The organism is Ohessyouella blattaphilus (assembly GCF_024721265.1).
Taxonomy (GTDB): domain Bacteria; phylum Bacillota; class Clostridia; order Lachnospirales; family Lachnospiraceae; genus Aequitasia; species Aequitasia blattaphilus_A.
The window spans coordinates 151,499-169,266 of record NZ_JAMXOC010000003.1; the positions used below are offsets into that span (position 1 = coordinate 151,499).

Below are 17,768 nucleotides of genomic sequence, written 5' to 3' on the forward strand. Positions count from 1 at the left end.
GCTAATCCTCCTGCAACCGTGCTTCTATAGCGGCAACCACCGTTTCTAGCACTTTGATACGAGCGTAATATTTGCAGTTACCAGGGATAATAATCCAAGGTGCCGCTGGCTTATCCGTGCGAATAATCATCTCGTTAACCGCTTCTTCATAGGCGTCCCATTTTTCCCGGTTACGCCAGTCCTCATCGGTAATCTTCCACTTCTTTAACGGATTGCTGCTCCGTTCGTCAAAGCGTCTTTTTTGCTCATCCTTATCGATATGCATCCAGAACTTAAGCACCACATACCCTTCGTTCGTCCAGTCTCGCTCCATATCATTGATTTCTTTATAGGCCCTTTGCCACTCTGGTTTCGTACAAAAACCTTCAATTCGCTCTACCATCACCCGGCCGTACCAAGTACGGTCGAAAATCCCGATATGGCCATACTTAGGCACGTGTTTCCAAAAACGCCACAGGTAATGAAAGCGCTTTTCCCAGTCGTTTGCCGCTGCTGTTGGGCTCACTTCGTACCCCCTAGGATCTAGCTTACTAGTAAGACGCTTAATCGCCCCACCTTTGCCGCCGGCATCCCAGCCCTCAAACCCAATGATGACTGGAATCCGTTTGCGATAAAGCTCACCGTGTAAACCTTCTAGCTTTTTCTGAAGCTTCCGTAGCTTTCGCTGATACTCTTCTCTTGTCAAAGATTTGCTCAAATCTACTTTATCAAGAACCGTTTCGTGAACCGCTTCTTCTTCGCTGTGAGGATAAATCACCTGTACTTGCTCTTCCTCTTGCTTAGCTTTAATGGCGCTTTCCATAGCTCCAGTTACAGCTTCATACACTCTTAGCGTCGTAAACCGTCTATCGGTAGCCGGAATCACGTGCCAAGGCGCCTCGGGATTATCCGTCGCCTTTAACATATTTTCGTTAATCTTCGCGTATTTGGAGAACTTCTTATTGCGCAGCAAATCGCCAGCGCTCACCCGCCAAGCCGTATCTTCATCTGCTAATAGTCGCCCAAAGCGCTGCTTCTGAGTCTTTTCATCAATCGCTAAGAAAAGCTTAATAATAACCATTCCCTCGGCTATCAACTGACCTTCAAAGGCCGCAATGGATTTGTAGCTTGCTTTTACTTGCTTCTTATCCACTCTTTTTTCAAAATAGTCAATCAGCACCCGGCGGTACCAGCTACTGTCAAAAATTGAAATCCGCCCCTTCGCCGGCATCTTGTTCCAAAAGCGCCACAAAAACGGATGCATCGCCTCTTCTTCAGTCTCGTTCTTGACTGGATAGACGATGAATCCGCGCGGATCTAACCCCTTTAAAAGTTGTGCTGTCTGTACGCCCTTACCGGCTGCACCAAAGCCTTCAAAGGCAATCATCACGGGAATCTCTAATTCCTTTAACTGCCTTTGTAGCTCCATCAGCTTAGCCTGTAGAGGTTTGATTGCTTCTTGGTAATCCTGTTTACTAATTTTTACATCGTAATCTAATTCCTTTAGCATACTACCCCCTTCTTCAAAGCATATAGAGTTAGTATACACTATAAATCCCTTTTTTCCTAATATATAGAGGGATTTTATCTATTTTTTACTATAAAACAAAAAAGACATCCTCACGCCTGAGAATGTCCTTTAATCTTTTGGAGGGTGAGACATTTTACACTCATCGGGGGAAAAGAGTAAAATGTCTCAATGTTAGATTGTGAGACACGACCTGCGTGTCCCCTATCCAATGAAACTCGCCTTTTTAAGTTCGGCGACTGCGTCTTCGGTCTTACTTTCATTTACTAGGATAATCGGTCCCGTACAGCCCATGCCGCTCTCAGCATAAATGCCTACTTTCCAGAGGGCCTGTACTCCGTCTTCTAGGTCCATAATCTCGATTCCGGCGATTTGTGAGGTTACCACCTCTTTCGGTGGTGCTTTTACCTCTTCAGCTTCGCTACTCTTTCCAGTGCTTGCCTCTTTTCTCGCTTTTAAAATCTCGTCTAAACCGGCTTTCTTAGCGGCTGCAAATTCCTTCTCGGCAACTGCCCTCAAATCCCCACGGACTAATTCGGCGGCATATTTAATCGCCCCTTCAATTACCGGGGCGCCAGAAGCTCGAGATATAATCATGACAAGCTTATCATACCCTTCTCCAATGCCTGGTCCATAGCCGTCACCAATCGCTTCATAGCTACCACCAGTGTTAAACGAAGAGAGCATCTTAGTCATGATGTTACCGGAAAGCGAATCACATACCATTACATCTGCGGAACCCATTAACACATCGTTGCCTCTAAGGACTAAGCCTCCATCGGCCCGCTTCGACTGGGCAAAAGTGATATCATAGCCACCTGCTTGCAATTCTTTTAAGGCCTTCTCCGTCTGCCGGGCACCATCTACATTTAAGATTCCTACAGTAGGATTCGTCTTGCCACAGGCTTTCGCGGCGATGATTCCGTATATCGCGTTCTTAATCATGCCCTCTATCCGGTCGGCGCTAGAAGTTCCCGTGGTGGTAGCGATGTACATCGATTTTCCCATCCCCGGGGTCAGGCTTCTACCTACCGTCGACACCCCAATGGGGAAAGGAAAGTGCATAGTAACTGCTCCGTCCACTTCCTTCTTATCCAGTAGCTCTTCCATCTTCTTGTGGCCTTCTTCTTCATCAGCCACGTGGATTGTAGTTACGCCTTCCGCTTCTAGAGTCCCGATGTAATACACATCGATTCCCGTCTTGGCTGCGGCCTGGGCTCCAGCGATCGCATTGACTTCACCGTGTTCGCTACCCATGCCTGTTAAGGCAATCTTCGGTTTGGCAGCGAAGCTCCCGCTTTCGATACCATCCGCGATCTCGAGAAAGGTGGACGCTACTAATTCATTTAAATTCTTAGCCATTTTGCGCCTCCTCTACTCTGCTTTGTCTAGCATGTTTTGCGCGAAGTCCTTTAAGGCTTCGGCGATTAGTTGTTTCACTTCCGCTTTATCAAAGCTGCCGCCCTCTGTCTCGCCGCTATTAGGCTGCATAATAAAGGATACGCCGTCAAATAGGTTGGTCATCCGGCCAAGGAATAAGCTTCCTTTACCGATAATCATCGCTTTATTTACCTTGCCGGCTTTAATGTCTTCGATTCCAAAACCGATGTAAGGTACACCGGATGGGATATGTCCCTGAGTGGGGGCCCAGCCGATCATCCCGTGGTTTTTAACGAAGTCATTTAAGTCTTTCGGAGTCATCTCCCCGCGCTTAGCAGCAAGAGCACCGATCATCTTGTAGTTAGCAAGGGGTACATCACCGGCACCTGCTGGTACGGTAATATCTGGATTTTGCATCTCTGGAGAGTACTTATCCACATCTAAGATTTTAAGCCCACCCTTTTCGAGGCCAGAGATTACTAGGCCAGTCATAACTGCCTGAGGAGCCGAGCCGGTTCCTACACTGTGGCGTCCAAGAAGGTCAAGATTTACTTCTGGGCTTACGCCGTCGTTTTCCGTAATCACTACCGCAAAACCGCCTAAGCAGTCTTCTAGAATCGGAATCTCTTTCTTCAAATGATCTTTTCCGTTCATACCTAGCTTTGCGGTACAACCACCACTGGTAACGATGACGGTTTTATAAGCACCTGATTTAACAAGAGCTGCTGCTTCAATGACTGCATGGGTCGGTGCTGCACAGAAACCTCTTAAATCTGAACCCGTCGCGTTTACAAGACCCGCTACTTCTGCCGCCGCTTTGGCGAAGTTACCGCCACCTCTTTGGTTCATGTCACCACATGCTTCTTCCGCGCAGTCTACTACGTAGTCTACGTCTTCTTTACGGATTCCCGCGTTCTTAACGGCATAAAGAAGCGCTAAGACGCTGGAAGCCTTACTCATCAGGTTCTCGTGCATTACGTGAGCCGATAAGTTGCTATCTATATCATGAGCTCGCTTTACGCAGCCCACTAGTTTTCCATCGTGATATAAGCCTTCAGCATCTTCGTTATTCACGAAGTTCTCGATTTCTGAAAGCTCTACGCCCTCATGAATTCTGGCATTGATATCCTCAGAGATAATTGGATTGGCCATGAAGGCTTCTTTATGAGATTCAACAAACCCCTTCTCTAGACGCACAACTTCAAACATATCAGAAGCCTGTACTAAGAGCAAGAACTCCTCTTGAGGCATAATCTCACCAAACTTACCATAGCGTTTGGCACCGTCCATGGTCTTATTATACCAAGGAAGCTCTACCTCCCTAAGCTCATCGGGATGTAGATTGCCAATATAAGTCTGGTTCGGATAGTAATTAACCGCATCCTCAAAACTACGTAGATGCTTTGGTACTTCTTTCAAGTATTCGGATTCTGGATTCACAATTCTCTCCGTGGTCTGAGTCGTTCCGTTGTGCAATACCATATCCGGTGTATGTACCAGCACGTAGCTGGTGCCTTTAATTACACTATTCATCTTTATTCACCTTTCTATAATAGAATTAAGGGGAATAGGGATCTTTGTCCCTATCCCCCGATTGATTCTCTAGTATTTCGTGTATTCGTCACGAATGGCCGACATTTCACTAACGATATCGTCAATGTCAAGAACCATTTCCATCATACTAATCTGTTCATCATATACAGCTTCGTCAAACTCAGCTTTAATTTCTGGTTCACATACGTGATATACTTTAAGTCCAAGCTGGACTCCAGTGAGCGGACCTGCAAAAGTAGGGTCTCCTGCGGTTACGGTTTCGGCTGCAAGACCTGCAGCTTCTCCTTCAGCAGCACCAAGAAGTACGACCAAGTTTTCTGGGCCGAATTCCTCAGCGAATTCTTTAACTCTCTTTTGATTTTCTAGATCCATTGCTCCTGCGCTCGTTCACACGAAGCATTCCGTCGATGAAAATACTACGTCCGCACCGGCTGTGTTCACACACTCAGCGATAGCTGGTCCGGGGATTCCATCACGGTCTCCAATAATTATTGCTTTTTTACCTTCTAAAATAGCCATAATTAATCTCCTTTCTTCTATCATGTTACGTATTTATGATTGCAGAGTCCTAGATATAACTCTTAATCATCTCTTCGATGGCTTCTTCTGTACAATCGTCTTTCACAAGCTCTTGTACTTTCTCACCGTCCTTATAAACTGCCATTACAGGAAGGCCAAGAACCTTTTGGGCAATCGCCAGTCTTCTCGCTTTCGTGGTATTAAGGGCAGTAAACTTAAGCTTATCACCGTAGGTATCAGCAAACGCGTGTACCTTTGGCATCAACGCCTGACATGGTACACAGCCATCGCCGTAGAAATCTACGAATACGTATCCGTCTGCTTTTAATACTTCTTCTTCAAAGTTTTCTTTTGTAAGCTCTAGCATGATAAATCCTCCTGAGTTATTCTAACTTACAGATATCCTGATATCTTTCTTTCGATCCAGGTAGCGGCAATGGCACCGTCAGCTGCGGCGGTAACCACTTGACGAAGGCTTTTGATACGCACATCTCCAGCCACAAACACCCCTTCTACATCGGTGTTCATGTTCTCGTCGCCGACGATATATCCGCGCTCATCCATTGCCACTTTCCCTTTAAATAGATCCGAGTTAGGTATGGTACCGATGAAGCCAAAGAGCCCGAACATGCCATCCTCTTCGTCTGCCACTACCGTGGTCACTTCACCAGTTTTTAGATTCTTCACTTTCATTTCTGAAAGAATGTCCTCGCCGCCAATTTCTTCTACGACTGAGTCCCACATAAAGGCTACTTTCGGATTAGCAAAGGCTTTTTCCTGAATAGACTTCGCTGCTCTAAGTTCATCTCGGCGGTGTATAATCGTCACCTTCCGGGCAAACTTACTTAAGTACAAAGCTTCTTCTACGGCGGAGTCGCCGCCACCGACTACGTATACTTCAAAATCTTCAAAGAAGTTGGCATCACAGGTGGCACAGTAGGAAACACCTCTACCGATATAATTGGCTTCATTCTTACAGCCAATCGGTCTTGCATACGCTCCGGTAGCGATAATCACGTTTTTACTGTAATACTCTTCTTTAGACGTTTTAATCACCTTAATCTCTTCATCTAAGAGAACTTCTGTAACCGTATCGGCTACCCGCTCGCAACCAAACTTTTCTGCTTGTTCTGTCATTCTGGCTACTAAAGACGCGCCTGACTCCCCTTCCACCCTTTGACCAGGGTAGTTCTCGATTTCATCAGTAATGGCGATTTGACCGCCATCTTGGCCTTTTTCAATAATTAAAGTCGATAATCGGCTTCTCCCAGCGTAGAGCCCTGCCGCAAGACCGGCTGGACCGGCGCCGAGGATAATCACATCATAAATCTTGCCCATTCCTACACTCCTTCTTCAGACTTAAGCGCCTTCACTAGCGAGACGGCGGCAAATATCATGATAAATATAAAGGGGAAGGCTGCCGCAATCGAGATGATCTGTAGTGGCTTTAGACCGCCGGCAATTAATAGTCCTACCGCTAATACGGATTGTACAACACCCCAAATTACTTTTTTGCTATTCGGTGGATTCAAATCCCCATCCGAAGAAAGCATGGATAGTACAAAGGTTCCGGAGTTTGCGGAAGTGATAAAGAAGGTGCAAAGCAGCACCAAAGCTACCACCGATAAAAGGGTACCTAGCGGATACTCTTTCATCACCACGAAGAGGCCGGTCTCCGGTACGGAAGCCACTGCTTCTAAAACCTTCGTCGATAACTTGCCCGTCTCCCCTAAGTGAATTCCTAGAGTTCCGAAAATTGCGAACCAGACGAGGGAAGCCAGCGTCGGCGCTAATACCACACCACCAATAAACTCTCTAATCGTTCTCCCTTTAGAAATTCTAGCGATGAATACGCCTACAAAAGGTGCCCATGCAATCCACCATGCCCAGTAAAATACGCGCCAACCTTCAATCCATGAATTGTCACCATACGTATTAATCCCTAAGCTATCTGGGATAAAATCGCCAAGGTATTGGCCAATACCGTTGGTTAAATTATTCAGAATTTCAACCTTAGGTCCAATAAGGAATACCAAAATCATCAAACCTAGAGCAATATAAAGGTTCGCATCCGAAATCAGCTTAATTCCTTTATCAATACCTGAGACTGCCGACCAAATATAGATAAAAGAGATTACGGCAATGATGATAATCTGAACAACCAGGGTGGTCGGTACTCCAAAGAGATAGCCGAGCCCACTGTTGATCTGCAAAACCCCTAATCCCAGAGAAGTAACTACTCCGGCGACCGTTGCAAACACCGCTAATACATCAATCAGCTTACCCCAGAAGCCGTTTACCCTTTTTTCACCAATTAACGGTTCGAAAATCGAGCTGATAAGCCCTGGTTTGTTTTTTCTAAACTGAAAATAAGCCAGCGCCAAACCGATAATGGCATAATTTGCCCAGGGGTGAATCCCCCAGTGCATAAAGGAAGACTTTATGGCAAAAGCTGCCGCCTCCGGCGTTCCGCCCGCCATACCCATGGGACTCACATAGTGAGAAATCGGTTCCGAGATGCCCCAAAACACAAGGCCTACGCCCATGCCGGCACCAAAGAGCATGGCAAACCACGACACCGTACTGTATTCGGGCTTCGAATCATCAGGTCCTAGACGTAGCTTCCCGTACTTACTGATTGCAAGGGCCACTACAAAGATGACGAAAAAGAGCATCGCAATCAAATATAACCACCCAAAGTTACCTGTTAGAAAGGCATAGACAGCGTCTGATACCTTCGTAAAACTATCGTTTAAAAATACTGCCCATAGCGCAATACCGCCCGTAAGAATTAGCGAAATGCGAAAGACTAAATTTGTACTTTTCTTCATTACCTATCTTACCTCCATCCCTTAAGAGCAGCTTTATACTTTAAAAACTGTTTGTTCCGTGATCTCCGTAGCCAAGCTTTCTAATGCTACTTTGGTACGATGATATCTCAGTTTCCATTGCTCTTCTTTCGTTGTGCCTGGGTCTCCTAGTGGATACGGAATAGAGATTGTTGGTACGATTCTATTAGAGCCAACCGTCTTCGCTACCGGAATCAGATTACACATCTGCACGATTGGGAAGCCAGCCTTTTCAATTTCCTTAACCATCGTTGCACCGCAACGAGTACAGGTACCTCAAGTGGAGACCATAATCACGCCATCCACCTTGTCTTCTTGCAAGTAAGGCACGATTTCCTGAGCCATTCTCTGAGCCTCAGCCTGAGTCGTTCCTGTACCTACAGTTGAATAGAAATATGGGTGAAGACTACCGTAAACCCCTTCTTTTAGAAGCACCTGCAAGGCATCTACAGGAGTAATTACATTCGGATCGGCATCGGCAGCGGCTGGGTCAAAGCCTGCGTGAATCGTCTTATATTCGCCGCCTTTTAAAGCAGCAACTTGATCGATATTATAGCGTCCCCATCTGGTTGCAGAAGCGGATTGAATCTTATCCGGGTTATCTACTGGCACGATTCCCCCGGTGGTTACTAGAGCAATTCTCGCGCTCTTTAAATCCTTAATAGCTGCGGCAATCGGCACCCGGTCTAATTTAGGAATTGGCAATTCTGTCTGAAAAGGTTCGCCGTTTAGCTTCTTAACAAGCATTTCTACCATTCTCTCAGAGGCAGGTTTCGCGTCGGCTCGCCATACTTGACGACGAATGCCTCTGCCAAAGTAACCTTCCTCGTCGGCAGAGCCGACCTCTTCGCCCCTTAGAATCTTATTGGCGAGGCTAACCATGGCTTTCACATCTTGACGCATCTTGGAAGCGATGTTGCCACCTTGTAAAATATACATATCCTTCTTAAACATTTCTGCCCCAGGATTTTCCACGTTCATAGAAGTCACAACTGGGACGCCAAACTTTTCCGCTACTGCTTTACAAATGGTTCCGCAAGCCACACCGTAACGTCCTGCCTGAAAGGCCGGTCCAGCAATAAAAAGATCCATTTCTTTATCTTCTAACATGCCCAGAATAGTCGCTACTGCTTCTTCTGTCTGGGACCCCATAAAGTTATCACCACAGATAATCGTGTGGGTCAATTCTGCATCTAACGACTTAGCAAACTCAAGAGCTGGTCCTACTTTACCTACTCTAATTTCTGGAGCAAAATCGGCCTTGTCTTCACCGCCAATCTGACCAAAAAACTGATTAATATATAAAATCGCTTTCTTCATGTTCTTCCCTCCTCCTAGAATTCTTTCATCGTCTTCGGTGACCATCCACATACTTGATCGCCACAGAACATCGAATTGTTTTCCATAATAATCGAGCCGTCTGGTCTTACTGATGGTCCTAGGAGCTCATCATCTGCCCAGCCACCAGCAAAACCATCTCGTCCAAGAGCTTCTAACTCACCAAGCACAACATCCATCGCTGGTAATTCAATTAATTCCGATACATTTCCACAAGAAACGATGGCGTCGCATTTTTCATCTAAGGTAACCAGTGGTTGCGACTGTCCATCGCGTCCCGTACACTCATTGGTGATACCTACTGTCTTAACCCCAACATCTTCTAGGGCTACGTAGCAACCGACAAAGTCCGCATCTGGATTACCATAGCCTTCTTCAGCAACCACCGCGCCATCAGCTCCCAAGCTCTTAGCGAGTTGTGCTACAAAAATCGCTGCTCTTTCCTTTTGATCTAGGGCTACATTTAGGTTTGACATAATCACTCCTAAGAAATTAATCGTCTTACCGTGTTCGTTATAAAGAGCTTTGATATTCGGGCAGTTCTGATAATCATAGGTTGACCACTTAGAGGACACCGGCATAAAGCTTCCTGATACAAGAGCACCGTCTAACACCTCATTAGGATGCATTAGCGTCGGCACCATGTGATTCATGTCCCAACCGTAAACCAAGGTATTGTATCCCATTTGCTCTAGCTGGGTCTGGGGCTGCATTACGTAAACTACAGAAGGTAACTTCTCCACCTCAGGGTCTCTTTTAATAATCGACTCCAGCTCAAAGACTTCTGTATCTTCAGGAACTAAATCTTTAACGCAATTAGCGATATACTCAGCTAATTTGTGACCGGCTCTTCTAAGAGCATCATTTTTCTTTTGTTGTTCATGCTTTTCAAAGTCCTCGTTCGTATCGGCTACAAGCACAATATTATTCAGTTCACCAAACAAGGTGTACTTCTGACCTTCGCCGCCCATATCGATGACGCCATCTTGAAAGCCTCCCCAATGCTTACCTACCACTAGGACACTACAGTTTTTCATAGCGTGAAGCGTTCCTTCACCGGCTTGCACTAATTCGCCTTCGTATCCTGGGAACAAACCTCTGTTATCTGGACGAACTCTAGGCTCAATCGCTTCCTTAACTGGACACATCCGCACCATCTCACCTGGCTTTACGATGTACAAATCTGCCTCGGTAATGCGGTCATCTTCACGGATAAACGCTAGAGCCTCCTCCTTGTTTACCGTTAGGGTGCCTTTTGAAAATGCTAGTTCCTCACCGAAAACAATGTCCTTTACATAAAAATTTCCTATTTCCAGCCTCATAGTAACCTCCTTCTTTTCTCGCTTAGCGTTTTTTAACATATAGGTATATTCTATAGTTAAATTGTCTAAATTTAACATACAATAAGCGCGCTTGTACGTTAATATTTACAATCATTGTATTCATAAGCGCGCTTATTGTCAAGAGAAATTATTATTTTTTTAACAATTTCTTTATCAATTATTTATATTTTCTATCGCTATTCAGAATGGAGGCTGTTTTAACAGCGAATAGTCTACGAAGTAGACGTGTCTGTGGTCTGTCCTGAATAGTTAGATTTTACACTTTCTTTTTTCCCAAAAATAACTTATGCTATACATGAGTTTGACAAAATTATAGACGAATGAGGTTTTACCATGAATATTGGCGAAAATGATTTACAGAGAAAACAAAATGCCATTCTTTTTATCGAGACTGCCCGGGAAATGATTGAAGCCGAGGGCATCGACCAGGTGTCGGTCAGAAAAATCGCGGATAAAGCTGGCTTTCATAATTCTACTATCTATCTCTATTTTGAGGATTTGGACGAGCTGCTGATGCTGGCCTCTATCAAATACTTCCGCGAGTATAGTGAATCCCTAGAACACTTAAGTAATCAGGCCCAATCTCCCACTAAAAACTTTCTGGCTATTTGGGATCTATTTAATCGCTCGATTTTTCGCAAACCCAAGGTTTTTTACAATTTTTTCTTTGGGAAGCGCAGCCAGAATTTGAAAGAGATCCTAAATCTTTACTATGATATCCTCTTTCCTGAAGAGCGTCATCGCTTTTCTGCGGAAATTGAAACCATGTATTTTGGGAATAATTTAAAAGAGCGGAGCCTACGTATTCTAAGGCCACTAATTGAGGAAGAAACCGCGGTAACAGAAGAAAATCTAGATATGATTAACGAGATTACGATTAGTTGTGTGAAATACAAGTTAGAGCAAAAATGTCAAGACGATCACCTAAAGGTAGACCGTCTTGTTAAAGAATTGCAAGAGATATTAATTTATACCTGTGGGATTCCTAAAGAACTTCTGTAACCCAAGACGGCTGGATTTCCCACAAGCCACCCTGAATATATTCATCACTGATACCCTGGAGGTCAAATACGCTTTTCCAACTATCGATTATTTTGCGTTTCTGCACCGGATAGAAGGAGCTACGAAAAACCTCTAGGGTATCTTTTATTCCCATCTTCGCCAGCTCACTGGCAAACTGCTCTTCTTCCCTGGCCTCCCCAATAAAGGACAAATTCAAGATTTTATTCCACTTATTCAGATTGAAAAGCAGGACCTGATCTACCGGCACCTCTAGCTTCATGACCACGCTATCACCTTCTTTTTTGACCCATTTACGATCTCTAAAGGTCCAAATCAGTGACTCGCTCCCCTCTGGTTGTTCCATTTGAGCAGCCGCCACCTTCCCGAGATAGCCGTAGGCCTCAAGAAATATCCACGCCACTTCGCCAAACTTTTCTTTTACATATTCCTTTTTGACCGTATAAGTCTCACCTCTTTGTAGACTCTGATGCACACGGACATCCTGACTCGTCCAAAGACTTATCTTTCCTTCACTCACAAACGCGTACCTCCTTTACCCATTCCTTTTTAATCTCCCACATGGTCGCCACATACTCTTCTGGCTTTTTCGGCGCCTGGGTAAATATCCGCTGCCAGCTACTCTCGATTTTTTTCTTTAACAGGGGATAAAAGTTCCCTTTCGAAGTTAAGGTTAAATCCGCCTCGCTGGCAATACCGTAACGCTGTAGCTCTTCGTTATGAGACTTTTCATCCGCCTCATCAAGAGGTACGTACCAGTAATTCATCCGGTATCCCCAGGCCACATCATTGCATAGAAGCACTTTTTCCTCTGGGACATCGAGCTTTAGGATGACCGTTCCCGGCGTCCCTTGTAGCATCATCTGTTCGTCTACCGATAACCATATAGGGTAAAGCCGCTCTTCGTCGATATCGATATATTGTCTAGCTGCTTTCGTATACCACCGATAAAGCTCCAAATAGTAGTCGGAAATGGTATCGTTCTTTTCCCTAATATATTCTTCCCTAACTGCGTATACACCGCAGTCATCTAACTCCTTATAAGCGTCTACTACCTGTCTCGTCCACAGTATCATCCTTCACTTCCCCTTTCCCTCTTATATAAATTAGGCACCATTATAAGGGGCGTATTTACAAAAAGCAAGCCTTTACTTCCACGAATGAGCTCTCTATAATGAGCTTATGAACAAGAAAAAATCGCTCAATAAATTCAAAATCATTCTAACCTTGCTGCTTTTTGCAGCCAGTTTTTTGCTGCTTTTTATCGCCAGTAAAAGCTCTGGTTTTGCGCAGTGGTATCGCCAGTCGATCTATGCCGCTTGCGTCTGGTTAACGGGAAAATTCACCAATCTTTTTCCCTTCTCTCTCTCCGAAATATTGCTCTATCTTCTTGTCCTAACCCTGCTCCTATCTGGACTGGGTTTGCTGATACGCCTTTTTTGGAAGAAAGGGGACAGAAAAAACGTTTTCTCTTGGTTGACTAACCTCTTTTTTTCCGCTAACATCCTCTTCTTCCTCTACGTATGCAACTGCGGTATCAACTATCACAACCTCTCCTTTGCCGAGACCTCTAATATCACCCCCCAGGAATACTCCGCTGCGGAACTTAACGAAGTCTGCCAGTGGCTTACAGAAGAGGTGAATGCTTTAAGTACGGAAGTAAAAAGGGATGAAAACGGAGTTATGATGCTTGCTCCTGATACGGCAAAAGAAGCCACCGAAGTGATGGCCTCTTTAGGGAAAACCTATCCCGAGTTATCTGGCACCTACGCGAGACCGAAAGGACTACTACTCTCAGAAATCCTTTCCTACCAGCACCTAAGCGGTATCTACTCTCCTTTTACCATTGAAGCCAACTATAACCAAGATATGACGGACTACAATATTCCTTTTACTATGTGTCACGAGCTGGCTCATCTGCGGGGCTTTATGTCTGAAGACGAGGCGAATTTTATCGCCTTTCTCGCCTGCTCTGGGGCAGAGGACAGCTCCTTTCGCTACAGTGGTCTTTTAAGTGGTTGGATTTATTGTATGAATGCTTTATACAAAGCAGACCCAGCTGCGCACGCCTCTCTTAGAGAAACGTTATCTCCCGCTTGCGAAGCCGACCTAAGAGCCAATAGTGAATTTTGGAATCGTTTTGATGGTAAGGTGGCGGAGGTTTCCAATAAAGTAAATGACACCTACCTTAAGGCCAATGGCCAAGAAGAAGGTGTCATGAGATATAATCTTATGGTGGATTTAGTGGTAGCGTATTACCAGCAAGCTATCCACTAGCAAGTTTTCGCCATTCATCTCGAGAAATACTGGTAATGTGTTGAGTTTTCGTCTCTCCTATTAGCGGCCATTCTTTTTCTTCTGTATGGTGATAGCGAAATCCACACTTCTCTCCGACCCGCTTCGACTTCTCATTCTCAGCAAAATATCCGCACCACAAGGTGGTCAGTCCTAGCTCTTCAAAGGCATAGCGCATTAGCTCTTTCGTCGCTTCGGGAATCAGTCCTTGTCCCCAATAAGGAACACCTAGCCAATACCCAACCTCTCCCTCTGTAACCGGAATATTTAGATTACTCTGCTCCCCAATCATCAAACCAATACTGCCAATCGCTTTATCTTCACCCTTTAAGGTAACCGCGTAAGTCCCTTCGGCTGAAAGAACCTCACGAATGATCTGCAAGCTATTTTCTACACTGGTGTGAACTGGCCATCCAGCAATCGGACCTACTAACGGGTCTTTGGCGTATTGGTACAAATTCTCCGCATCAGCTTCTTGCCACGGTCGTAAAATCAATCGCTTAGTTTCTAATATTTTCATGGTTATCCCCTTTCAGCTCTTGCCACTTCTGGTTGTTTTTCATATATCCATACACATCCTCATCCTTAAGACCCTGCAACAAATCCTCTTTGACTTTTGCTAAATATGACGTGTAATCCGTATCTCTAAACTCCATATGAGCGTATAACGGTGACTCTGTAAAACCATACAGACTCTCTAGATTACTTAGTATTTGCTCCATTATGAGAAGCGTCCATTCTTCATCTTGTTCAAGAGTCGCTAGCTCTAACCCTTGGCAAACCTCATGATATTTGCCTATTTCAAAAAGCTGAGCAAGTGCCGCCATCTTATCCACCAACAGGTGAGCCTTTGTATAGTCCTCTTCCCCAAGAGCCATCTGGTAAAGATCCTGAAATACCTGATTCGCCCTTTGATAGCTACCGTAAAGCAATTCTTCTAGCATCTTATAAGCTTCCTCTTGGCGGTTCGTCTCCCTGTAGATAGCAGCTAGTTTACGCTTACGCTCAGGATTTTCTTCAGAAAAGTACGCTAAATACTGCTCTGCCTTCGTATAGTCCTTTTTTCGGTAATAGAAATAGTAAAGGGATTCTGCCGCTGAAATTCTCAGCCCCTCCTCTTCACTTTCTAACACCCGTTGGTAACAATCTAAAATAAACTCTTCGTTTTTCTTATCCTCTGGTAACCCTAACCTTAGCTCTTGACTTTCAAAGACTCTCGCCGCCCACAAAGCAAGAAAATAAGCATTTGGATACCTTTCGATATATCCTTTCATCCACTCTAATACTTCTTCGAAAGGCTCTGTCTGTAAGCGCTCTAGGGCTTCTTCCACCAAACGATTCGCCTCGTTATCTGTAAGTCCCTTTTCATGAGCTAGTAGTTCATCTACTGATACGTGAAAGAGGCGGGCAAGGGGAGATAACAAGGAGATATCCGGTAAAGAATAACCGTTCTCCCACTTATTGACAGCTGGCGCGGACACACCTACGCGTTTTGCCACTTCCTTCTGGGTCAGCCCTGCCTCTTTTCGATATTTTTTAATTGTTTCACCGATCTCCATTTCTCGTCCTCCCCTTACATTTTGTAGTAAAAATATACCATGACAAAGGGAAATGTACAATTGAATATCCGTTTACTATTTTGAAAATGAATTAACGGTTAGTTATATTTCTCTACATTACTTTAGTAGTAAAAACACACCAATTGCCGTTAATGTACTCAACAAAGTACCTAATAGATAATATTCTGAGAATGCTGAGTCTTTTGTGATTCTATCATACCGAGCAATAGACTTTGCCGTAAGGACTAAACCCATGGCTGCATATTGTCCTACCGACATCAAGATTACCATAATGATTCTTTCCAAACTGCCAATATAACGACCTGCGCGTTTATCTGAAGTTTGCATCTGCACATCTTCTGCTTCACTTGGTTTGTACCCAGCCAATATTTGCCCAATAAAAACATTTGCCGGTTTGTGAACGATTAATAAGATTGTCACCCACAAAAACACGTGTTGAGGCGACGTCTTAATCAAGGAAAAATACTCGGTGATTACAGCAAATGCACACATCACCTGGCCACCGCCACGAGCAAATAGAAAGGCGATTATCAACAGGCTAAGTAAATGAATGCTTTGATCAATTATGAAAATGTTCTTTGTTACTCTCTGACTCTTTACCTTTATGTTCTTTATATATAAGTATTTTAAAGAATCAATGATAAAATGCATCACCACTGCCACACCTGTGTAGATGATAACTTCCCTTGACTTAATGACTAATGACATTAGAAGAAGGACGGCGCCGTAACACAAACCGTGAATACATACGCCGCTATATTTTTCATCTTTTTTTCTAGCCATCTTCTCAGATTGAAGATAAAAGTCGCCAATCATATGACCACATATCAACATTAGTAAGTATTCGCTATACATGCTCCCTCCTTATTTCGCCTAACACTTTTCCCACTGTCAGATAGGCTTCCTTATAGGTGTAGAAATTCGCATTGGCTAGACTTTTTTGTACAGATGATTGTCTGATTCCCAGTTCACTTGCCACTTCCACTTGACTCGTCGAATTCTGAAGCATCTTCCAGACAACCTCTCTCTGCCTTGCTGTCCAAGACAATTTCATCGCTGTCATTAATGAAAAAATTACATTTACTAATTCTGTCATCTCTTGTTCCTTGCCGTCAATCGCTAGCCTTATGTTTGCCTTTCCACTCTCCTTTTTCTTTTCGCTCTTTTTTAAATAATCAATGGCTCGCCTTGCTTGATAGTATCCCGGACCGTCTGCTCCTATGGCAATCTCTCGATTAATAGGCGTTGTTATATCACCAACCCCTATGCCAAAACGGATATCAACATCATCTAATTCATTTTCAATTTCCGTAATAATCTTTAGCACATTGATGCCACTGCTTAATAAACCCTGAAACTCATCGCCTAGTGTAATCGTAAACTTAGCGGCTATGTCATCTGTATATTTTTTATTAATCTTCGCCAAAGTCTGTACCATTTTTTTCTGCACACACTCTCTATCTACAATCTTCTTTGATTGCATAATATCGCCAATAATAGCTATATAAGGATTAAAATCAAAGAAAAACATCTCTCGTCCTCCTCTCTACTTCACACCTAGTTTTGTCTTATCATTATATAGCCTATTTAACGAATAATCAACAATTATTCGCTAATAAGGCTATATTTTAGAATTATTCCCTAAAAAGGGTGTATTTAAAGCGATACTCATTCTTCCATTGAACGAACAATGACTCCCAGTCTTTTTGCTAAGTCAACTGCTTGATAGGTGTTAACAATTGCTCCTTTTAGCTCGATAGGATTCTCCGAAAGCACAATTCCTTCCAGTTCACATGTTGTGAAATCCTGTTTTTTTAGAGGCGTTTGGAAAAAACTAGCCCTAGAAAGATTAGTTTTATCCCAAGTCGTGTTCTTAAAGTGACAATAGGCTAGGTTACTATCCAGTAGTTGGCACTCTTTAAAAACGCAAAACTCCAGCTTTGAGTAATCAAAATTAGCCATCGCTAGATTACAACTTTCAAAGAAAACATCTTTAAACATCCCATTGGTAAAAAGACTCCCCAACCCTTTACAGTTCACAAAATGCACCTTGCTCAAATAGATGTTATGAAAGTTGCAACCGGAGAAATCGCAGTTTTCAAAGATAGCATTTGCAAACTCGCCATTTTCAAAGCTGCATTTATGAAAACTACAGCCCGCAAATAGCGACTGACTAACCACCACATTTTTATAATCCTCTGCTTCGCCGTCTATTTTTTCAAAAGATAATTCTGATAAGGCTTGCTCGCTGAGAGCAGCTTCGCTCAGCGTTTCCGCTTCTCCTCTTCTTAATAAAGGCACCTCTGGTACCATGGGCTTTGCTATTTTATATTTTTTCATTTATATTTTCCTCTTTTCCAACGTGTAATCAAATCAAAAAAGG

At 43.9% G+C, this 17,768-nt stretch carries 18 protein-coding genes; 2 read left to right on the forward strand and 16 right to left on the reverse strand.

Translation table 11 applies throughout. The features are described 5' to 3' along the window. Position 1: 1 nt before the first annotated feature. From pap to NHH16_RS04270, 9 genes are all read right to left on the reverse strand, one after another. On the reverse strand, positions 2-1,489 hold the full coding sequence (gene pap / locus NHH16_RS04230; RefSeq protein WP_262068363.1) for a polyphosphate:AMP phosphotransferase: 1,488 nt from the start codon (positions 1,487-1,489) through the stop codon (positions 2-4). Positions 1,490-1,711: 222 nt separating this feature from the next. Next, entirely contained in the window at positions 1,712-2,869 is a 1,158-nt protein-coding gene (grdD, locus tag NHH16_RS04235) for a glycine/sarcosine/betaine reductase complex component C subunit alpha (protein ID WP_262068364.1), read from the reverse strand. Positions 2,870-2,881: 12 nt separating this feature from the next. Further along, complete coding sequence (grdC, locus tag NHH16_RS04240) at positions 2,882-4,420, reverse strand: glycine/sarcosine/betaine reductase complex component C subunit beta (RefSeq protein ID WP_262068365.1); 1,539 nt, start codon at positions 4,418-4,420, stop codon at positions 2,882-2,884. A 69-nt stretch (positions 4,421-4,489) separates the two neighbouring features. Next, entirely contained in the window at positions 4,490-4,960 is a 471-nt protein-coding gene (grdA, locus tag NHH16_RS04245) for a glycine/sarcosine/betaine reductase complex selenoprotein A (protein ID WP_262068366.1), read from the reverse strand. A 49-nt stretch (positions 4,961-5,009) separates the two neighbouring features. Beyond that, complete coding sequence (gene trxA / locus NHH16_RS04250; protein ID WP_262068367.1) at positions 5,010-5,327, reverse strand: thioredoxin TrxA; 318 nt, start codon at positions 5,325-5,327, stop codon at positions 5,010-5,012. Between the two features lie 26 nt (positions 5,328-5,353). Continuing rightward, the gene (gene trxB / locus NHH16_RS04255) at positions 5,354-6,298 is read right to left on the reverse strand and encodes a thioredoxin-disulfide reductase (RefSeq protein WP_262068368.1); all 945 of its coding nucleotides are present in this window, start codon (positions 6,296-6,298) and stop codon (positions 5,354-5,356) included. A 2-nt stretch (positions 6,299-6,300) separates the two neighbouring features. Further along, the gene (locus NHH16_RS04260; RefSeq protein ID WP_262068369.1) at positions 6,301-7,791 is read right to left on the reverse strand and encodes a glycine betaine uptake BCCT transporter; all 1,491 of its coding nucleotides are present in this window, start codon (positions 7,789-7,791) and stop codon (positions 6,301-6,303) included. Between the two features lie 33 nt (positions 7,792-7,824). Next, positions 7,825-9,180: a betaine reductase selenoprotein B gene (gene grdH / locus NHH16_RS04265; RefSeq protein WP_465223421.1), complete on the reverse strand. Its 1,356-nt coding sequence runs from the start codon at positions 9,178-9,180 to the stop codon at positions 7,825-7,827. Then, positions 9,144-10,469, reverse strand: a complete 1,326-nt coding sequence (locus NHH16_RS04270; protein WP_262068371.1) for a glycine/sarcosine/betaine reductase component B subunit — start codon at positions 10,467-10,469, stop codon at positions 9,144-9,146. The genes grdH and NHH16_RS04270 overlap by 37 nt, the downstream gene beginning before the upstream one ends. A 354-nt stretch (positions 10,470-10,823) precedes the next feature. Between NHH16_RS04270 and NHH16_RS04275 the strand changes: the two genes are divergently transcribed. Beyond that, entirely contained in the window at positions 10,824-11,492 is a 669-nt protein-coding gene (locus tag NHH16_RS04275; RefSeq protein WP_262068372.1) for a TetR/AcrR family transcriptional regulator, read from the forward strand. Here NHH16_RS04275 and NHH16_RS04280 read toward each other — a convergent pair. Further along, on the reverse strand, positions 11,476-12,030 hold the full coding sequence (locus NHH16_RS04280) for a DUF3841 domain-containing protein (RefSeq protein ID WP_262068373.1): 555 nt from the start codon (positions 12,028-12,030) through the stop codon (positions 11,476-11,478). The genes NHH16_RS04275 and NHH16_RS04280 overlap by 17 nt on opposite strands. After that, complete coding sequence (locus NHH16_RS04285; RefSeq protein ID WP_262068374.1) at positions 12,023-12,586, reverse strand: DUF3841 domain-containing protein; 564 nt, start codon at positions 12,584-12,586, stop codon at positions 12,023-12,025. Before NHH16_RS04285 ends, NHH16_RS04280 begins: the two co-directional genes overlap by 8 nt. A gap of 106 nt (positions 12,587-12,692) precedes the next feature. Between NHH16_RS04285 and NHH16_RS04290 the strand changes: the two genes are divergently transcribed. Beyond that, entirely contained in the window at positions 12,693-13,787 is a 1,095-nt protein-coding gene (locus NHH16_RS04290; protein ID WP_262068375.1) for a DUF3810 domain-containing protein, read from the forward strand. Here NHH16_RS04290 and NHH16_RS04295 read toward each other — a convergent pair. The 5 genes from NHH16_RS04295 to NHH16_RS04315 all read right to left on the reverse strand — a co-directional run bounded on the left by NHH16_RS04295 (position 13,777) and on the right by NHH16_RS04315 (position 17,725). After that, positions 13,777-14,325, reverse strand: coding sequence for a GNAT family N-acetyltransferase (locus NHH16_RS04295; protein WP_262068376.1), 549 nt, complete (start codon positions 14,323-14,325; stop codon positions 13,777-13,779). The genes NHH16_RS04290 and NHH16_RS04295 overlap by 11 nt on opposite strands. Next, on the reverse strand, positions 14,306-15,364 hold the full coding sequence (locus NHH16_RS04300; protein WP_262068377.1) for a helix-turn-helix domain-containing protein: 1,059 nt from the start codon (positions 15,362-15,364) through the stop codon (positions 14,306-14,308). The genes NHH16_RS04295 and NHH16_RS04300 overlap by 20 nt, the downstream gene beginning before the upstream one ends. 117 nt (positions 15,365-15,481) lie before the next feature. After that, positions 15,482-16,240, reverse strand: a complete 759-nt coding sequence (locus NHH16_RS04305; protein ID WP_262068378.1) for a DUF3307 domain-containing protein — start codon at positions 16,238-16,240, stop codon at positions 15,482-15,484. Next, on the reverse strand, positions 16,233-16,916 hold the full coding sequence (locus tag NHH16_RS04310; protein ID WP_262068379.1) for a SatD family protein: 684 nt from the start codon (positions 16,914-16,916) through the stop codon (positions 16,233-16,235). Before NHH16_RS04310 ends, NHH16_RS04305 begins: the two co-directional genes overlap by 8 nt. 137 nt (positions 16,917-17,053) lie before the next feature. After that, positions 17,054-17,725, reverse strand: coding sequence for a pentapeptide repeat-containing protein (locus NHH16_RS04315; protein WP_262068380.1), 672 nt, complete (start codon positions 17,723-17,725; stop codon positions 17,054-17,056). Positions 17,726-17,768 lie beyond the last annotated feature (43 nt).

What these genes read in the sequence shown, in the direction of transcription:
- NHH16_RS04315 (WP_262068380.1), bottom strand. Translation starts at nt 17,725, where the DNA reads ATGAAAAAATATAAAATAGCAAAGCCCATGGTACCAGAGGTGCCTTTA.
- NHH16_RS04285 (WP_262068374.1), bottom strand. Translation starts at nt 12,586, where the DNA reads ATGATACTGTGGACGAGACAGGTAGTAGACGCTTATAAGGAGTTAGAT.
- NHH16_RS04305 (WP_262068378.1), bottom strand. Translation starts at nt 16,240, where the DNA reads ATGTATAGCGAATACTTACTAATGTTGATATGTGGTCATATGATTGGC.
- trxB (WP_262068368.1), bottom strand. Translation starts at nt 6,298, where the DNA reads ATGGGCAAGATTTATGATGTGATTATCCTCGGCGCCGGTCCAGCCGGT.
- trxA (WP_262068367.1), bottom strand. Translation starts at nt 5,327, where the DNA reads ATGCTAGAGCTTACAAAAGAAAACTTTGAAGAAGAAGTATTAAAAGCA.
- NHH16_RS04260 (WP_262068369.1), bottom strand. Translation starts at nt 7,791, where the DNA reads ATGAAGAAAAGTACAAATTTAGTCTTTCGCATTTCGCTAATTCTTACG.
- grdC (WP_262068365.1), bottom strand. Translation starts at nt 4,420, where the DNA reads ATGAATAGTGTAATTAAAGGCACCAGCTACGTGCTGGTACATACACCG.
- NHH16_RS04275 (WP_262068372.1), top strand. Translation starts at nt 10,824, where the DNA reads ATGAATATTGGCGAAAATGATTTACAGAGAAAACAAAATGCCATTCTT.
- NHH16_RS04290 (WP_262068375.1), top strand. Translation starts at nt 12,693, where the DNA reads ATGAACAAGAAAAAATCGCTCAATAAATTCAAAATCATTCTAACCTTG.
- NHH16_RS04300 (WP_262068377.1), bottom strand. Translation starts at nt 15,364, where the DNA reads ATGGAGATCGGTGAAACAATTAAAAAATATCGAAAAGAGGCAGGGCTG.
- grdD (WP_262068364.1), bottom strand. Translation starts at nt 2,869, where the DNA reads ATGGCTAAGAATTTAAATGAATTAGTAGCGTCCACCTTTCTCGAGATC.
- pap (WP_262068363.1), bottom strand. Translation starts at nt 1,489, where the DNA reads ATGCTAAAGGAATTAGATTACGATGTAAAAATTAGTAAACAGGATTAC.
- NHH16_RS04270 (WP_262068371.1), bottom strand. Translation starts at nt 10,469, where the DNA reads ATGAGGCTGGAAATAGGAAATTTTTATGTAAAGGACATTGTTTTCGGT.
- NHH16_RS04295 (WP_262068376.1), bottom strand. Translation starts at nt 14,325, where the DNA reads ATGAAAATATTAGAAACTAAGCGATTGATTTTACGACCGTGGCAAGAA.
- NHH16_RS04310 (WP_262068379.1), bottom strand. Translation starts at nt 16,916, where the DNA reads ATGTTTTTCTTTGATTTTAATCCTTATATAGCTATTATTGGCGATATT.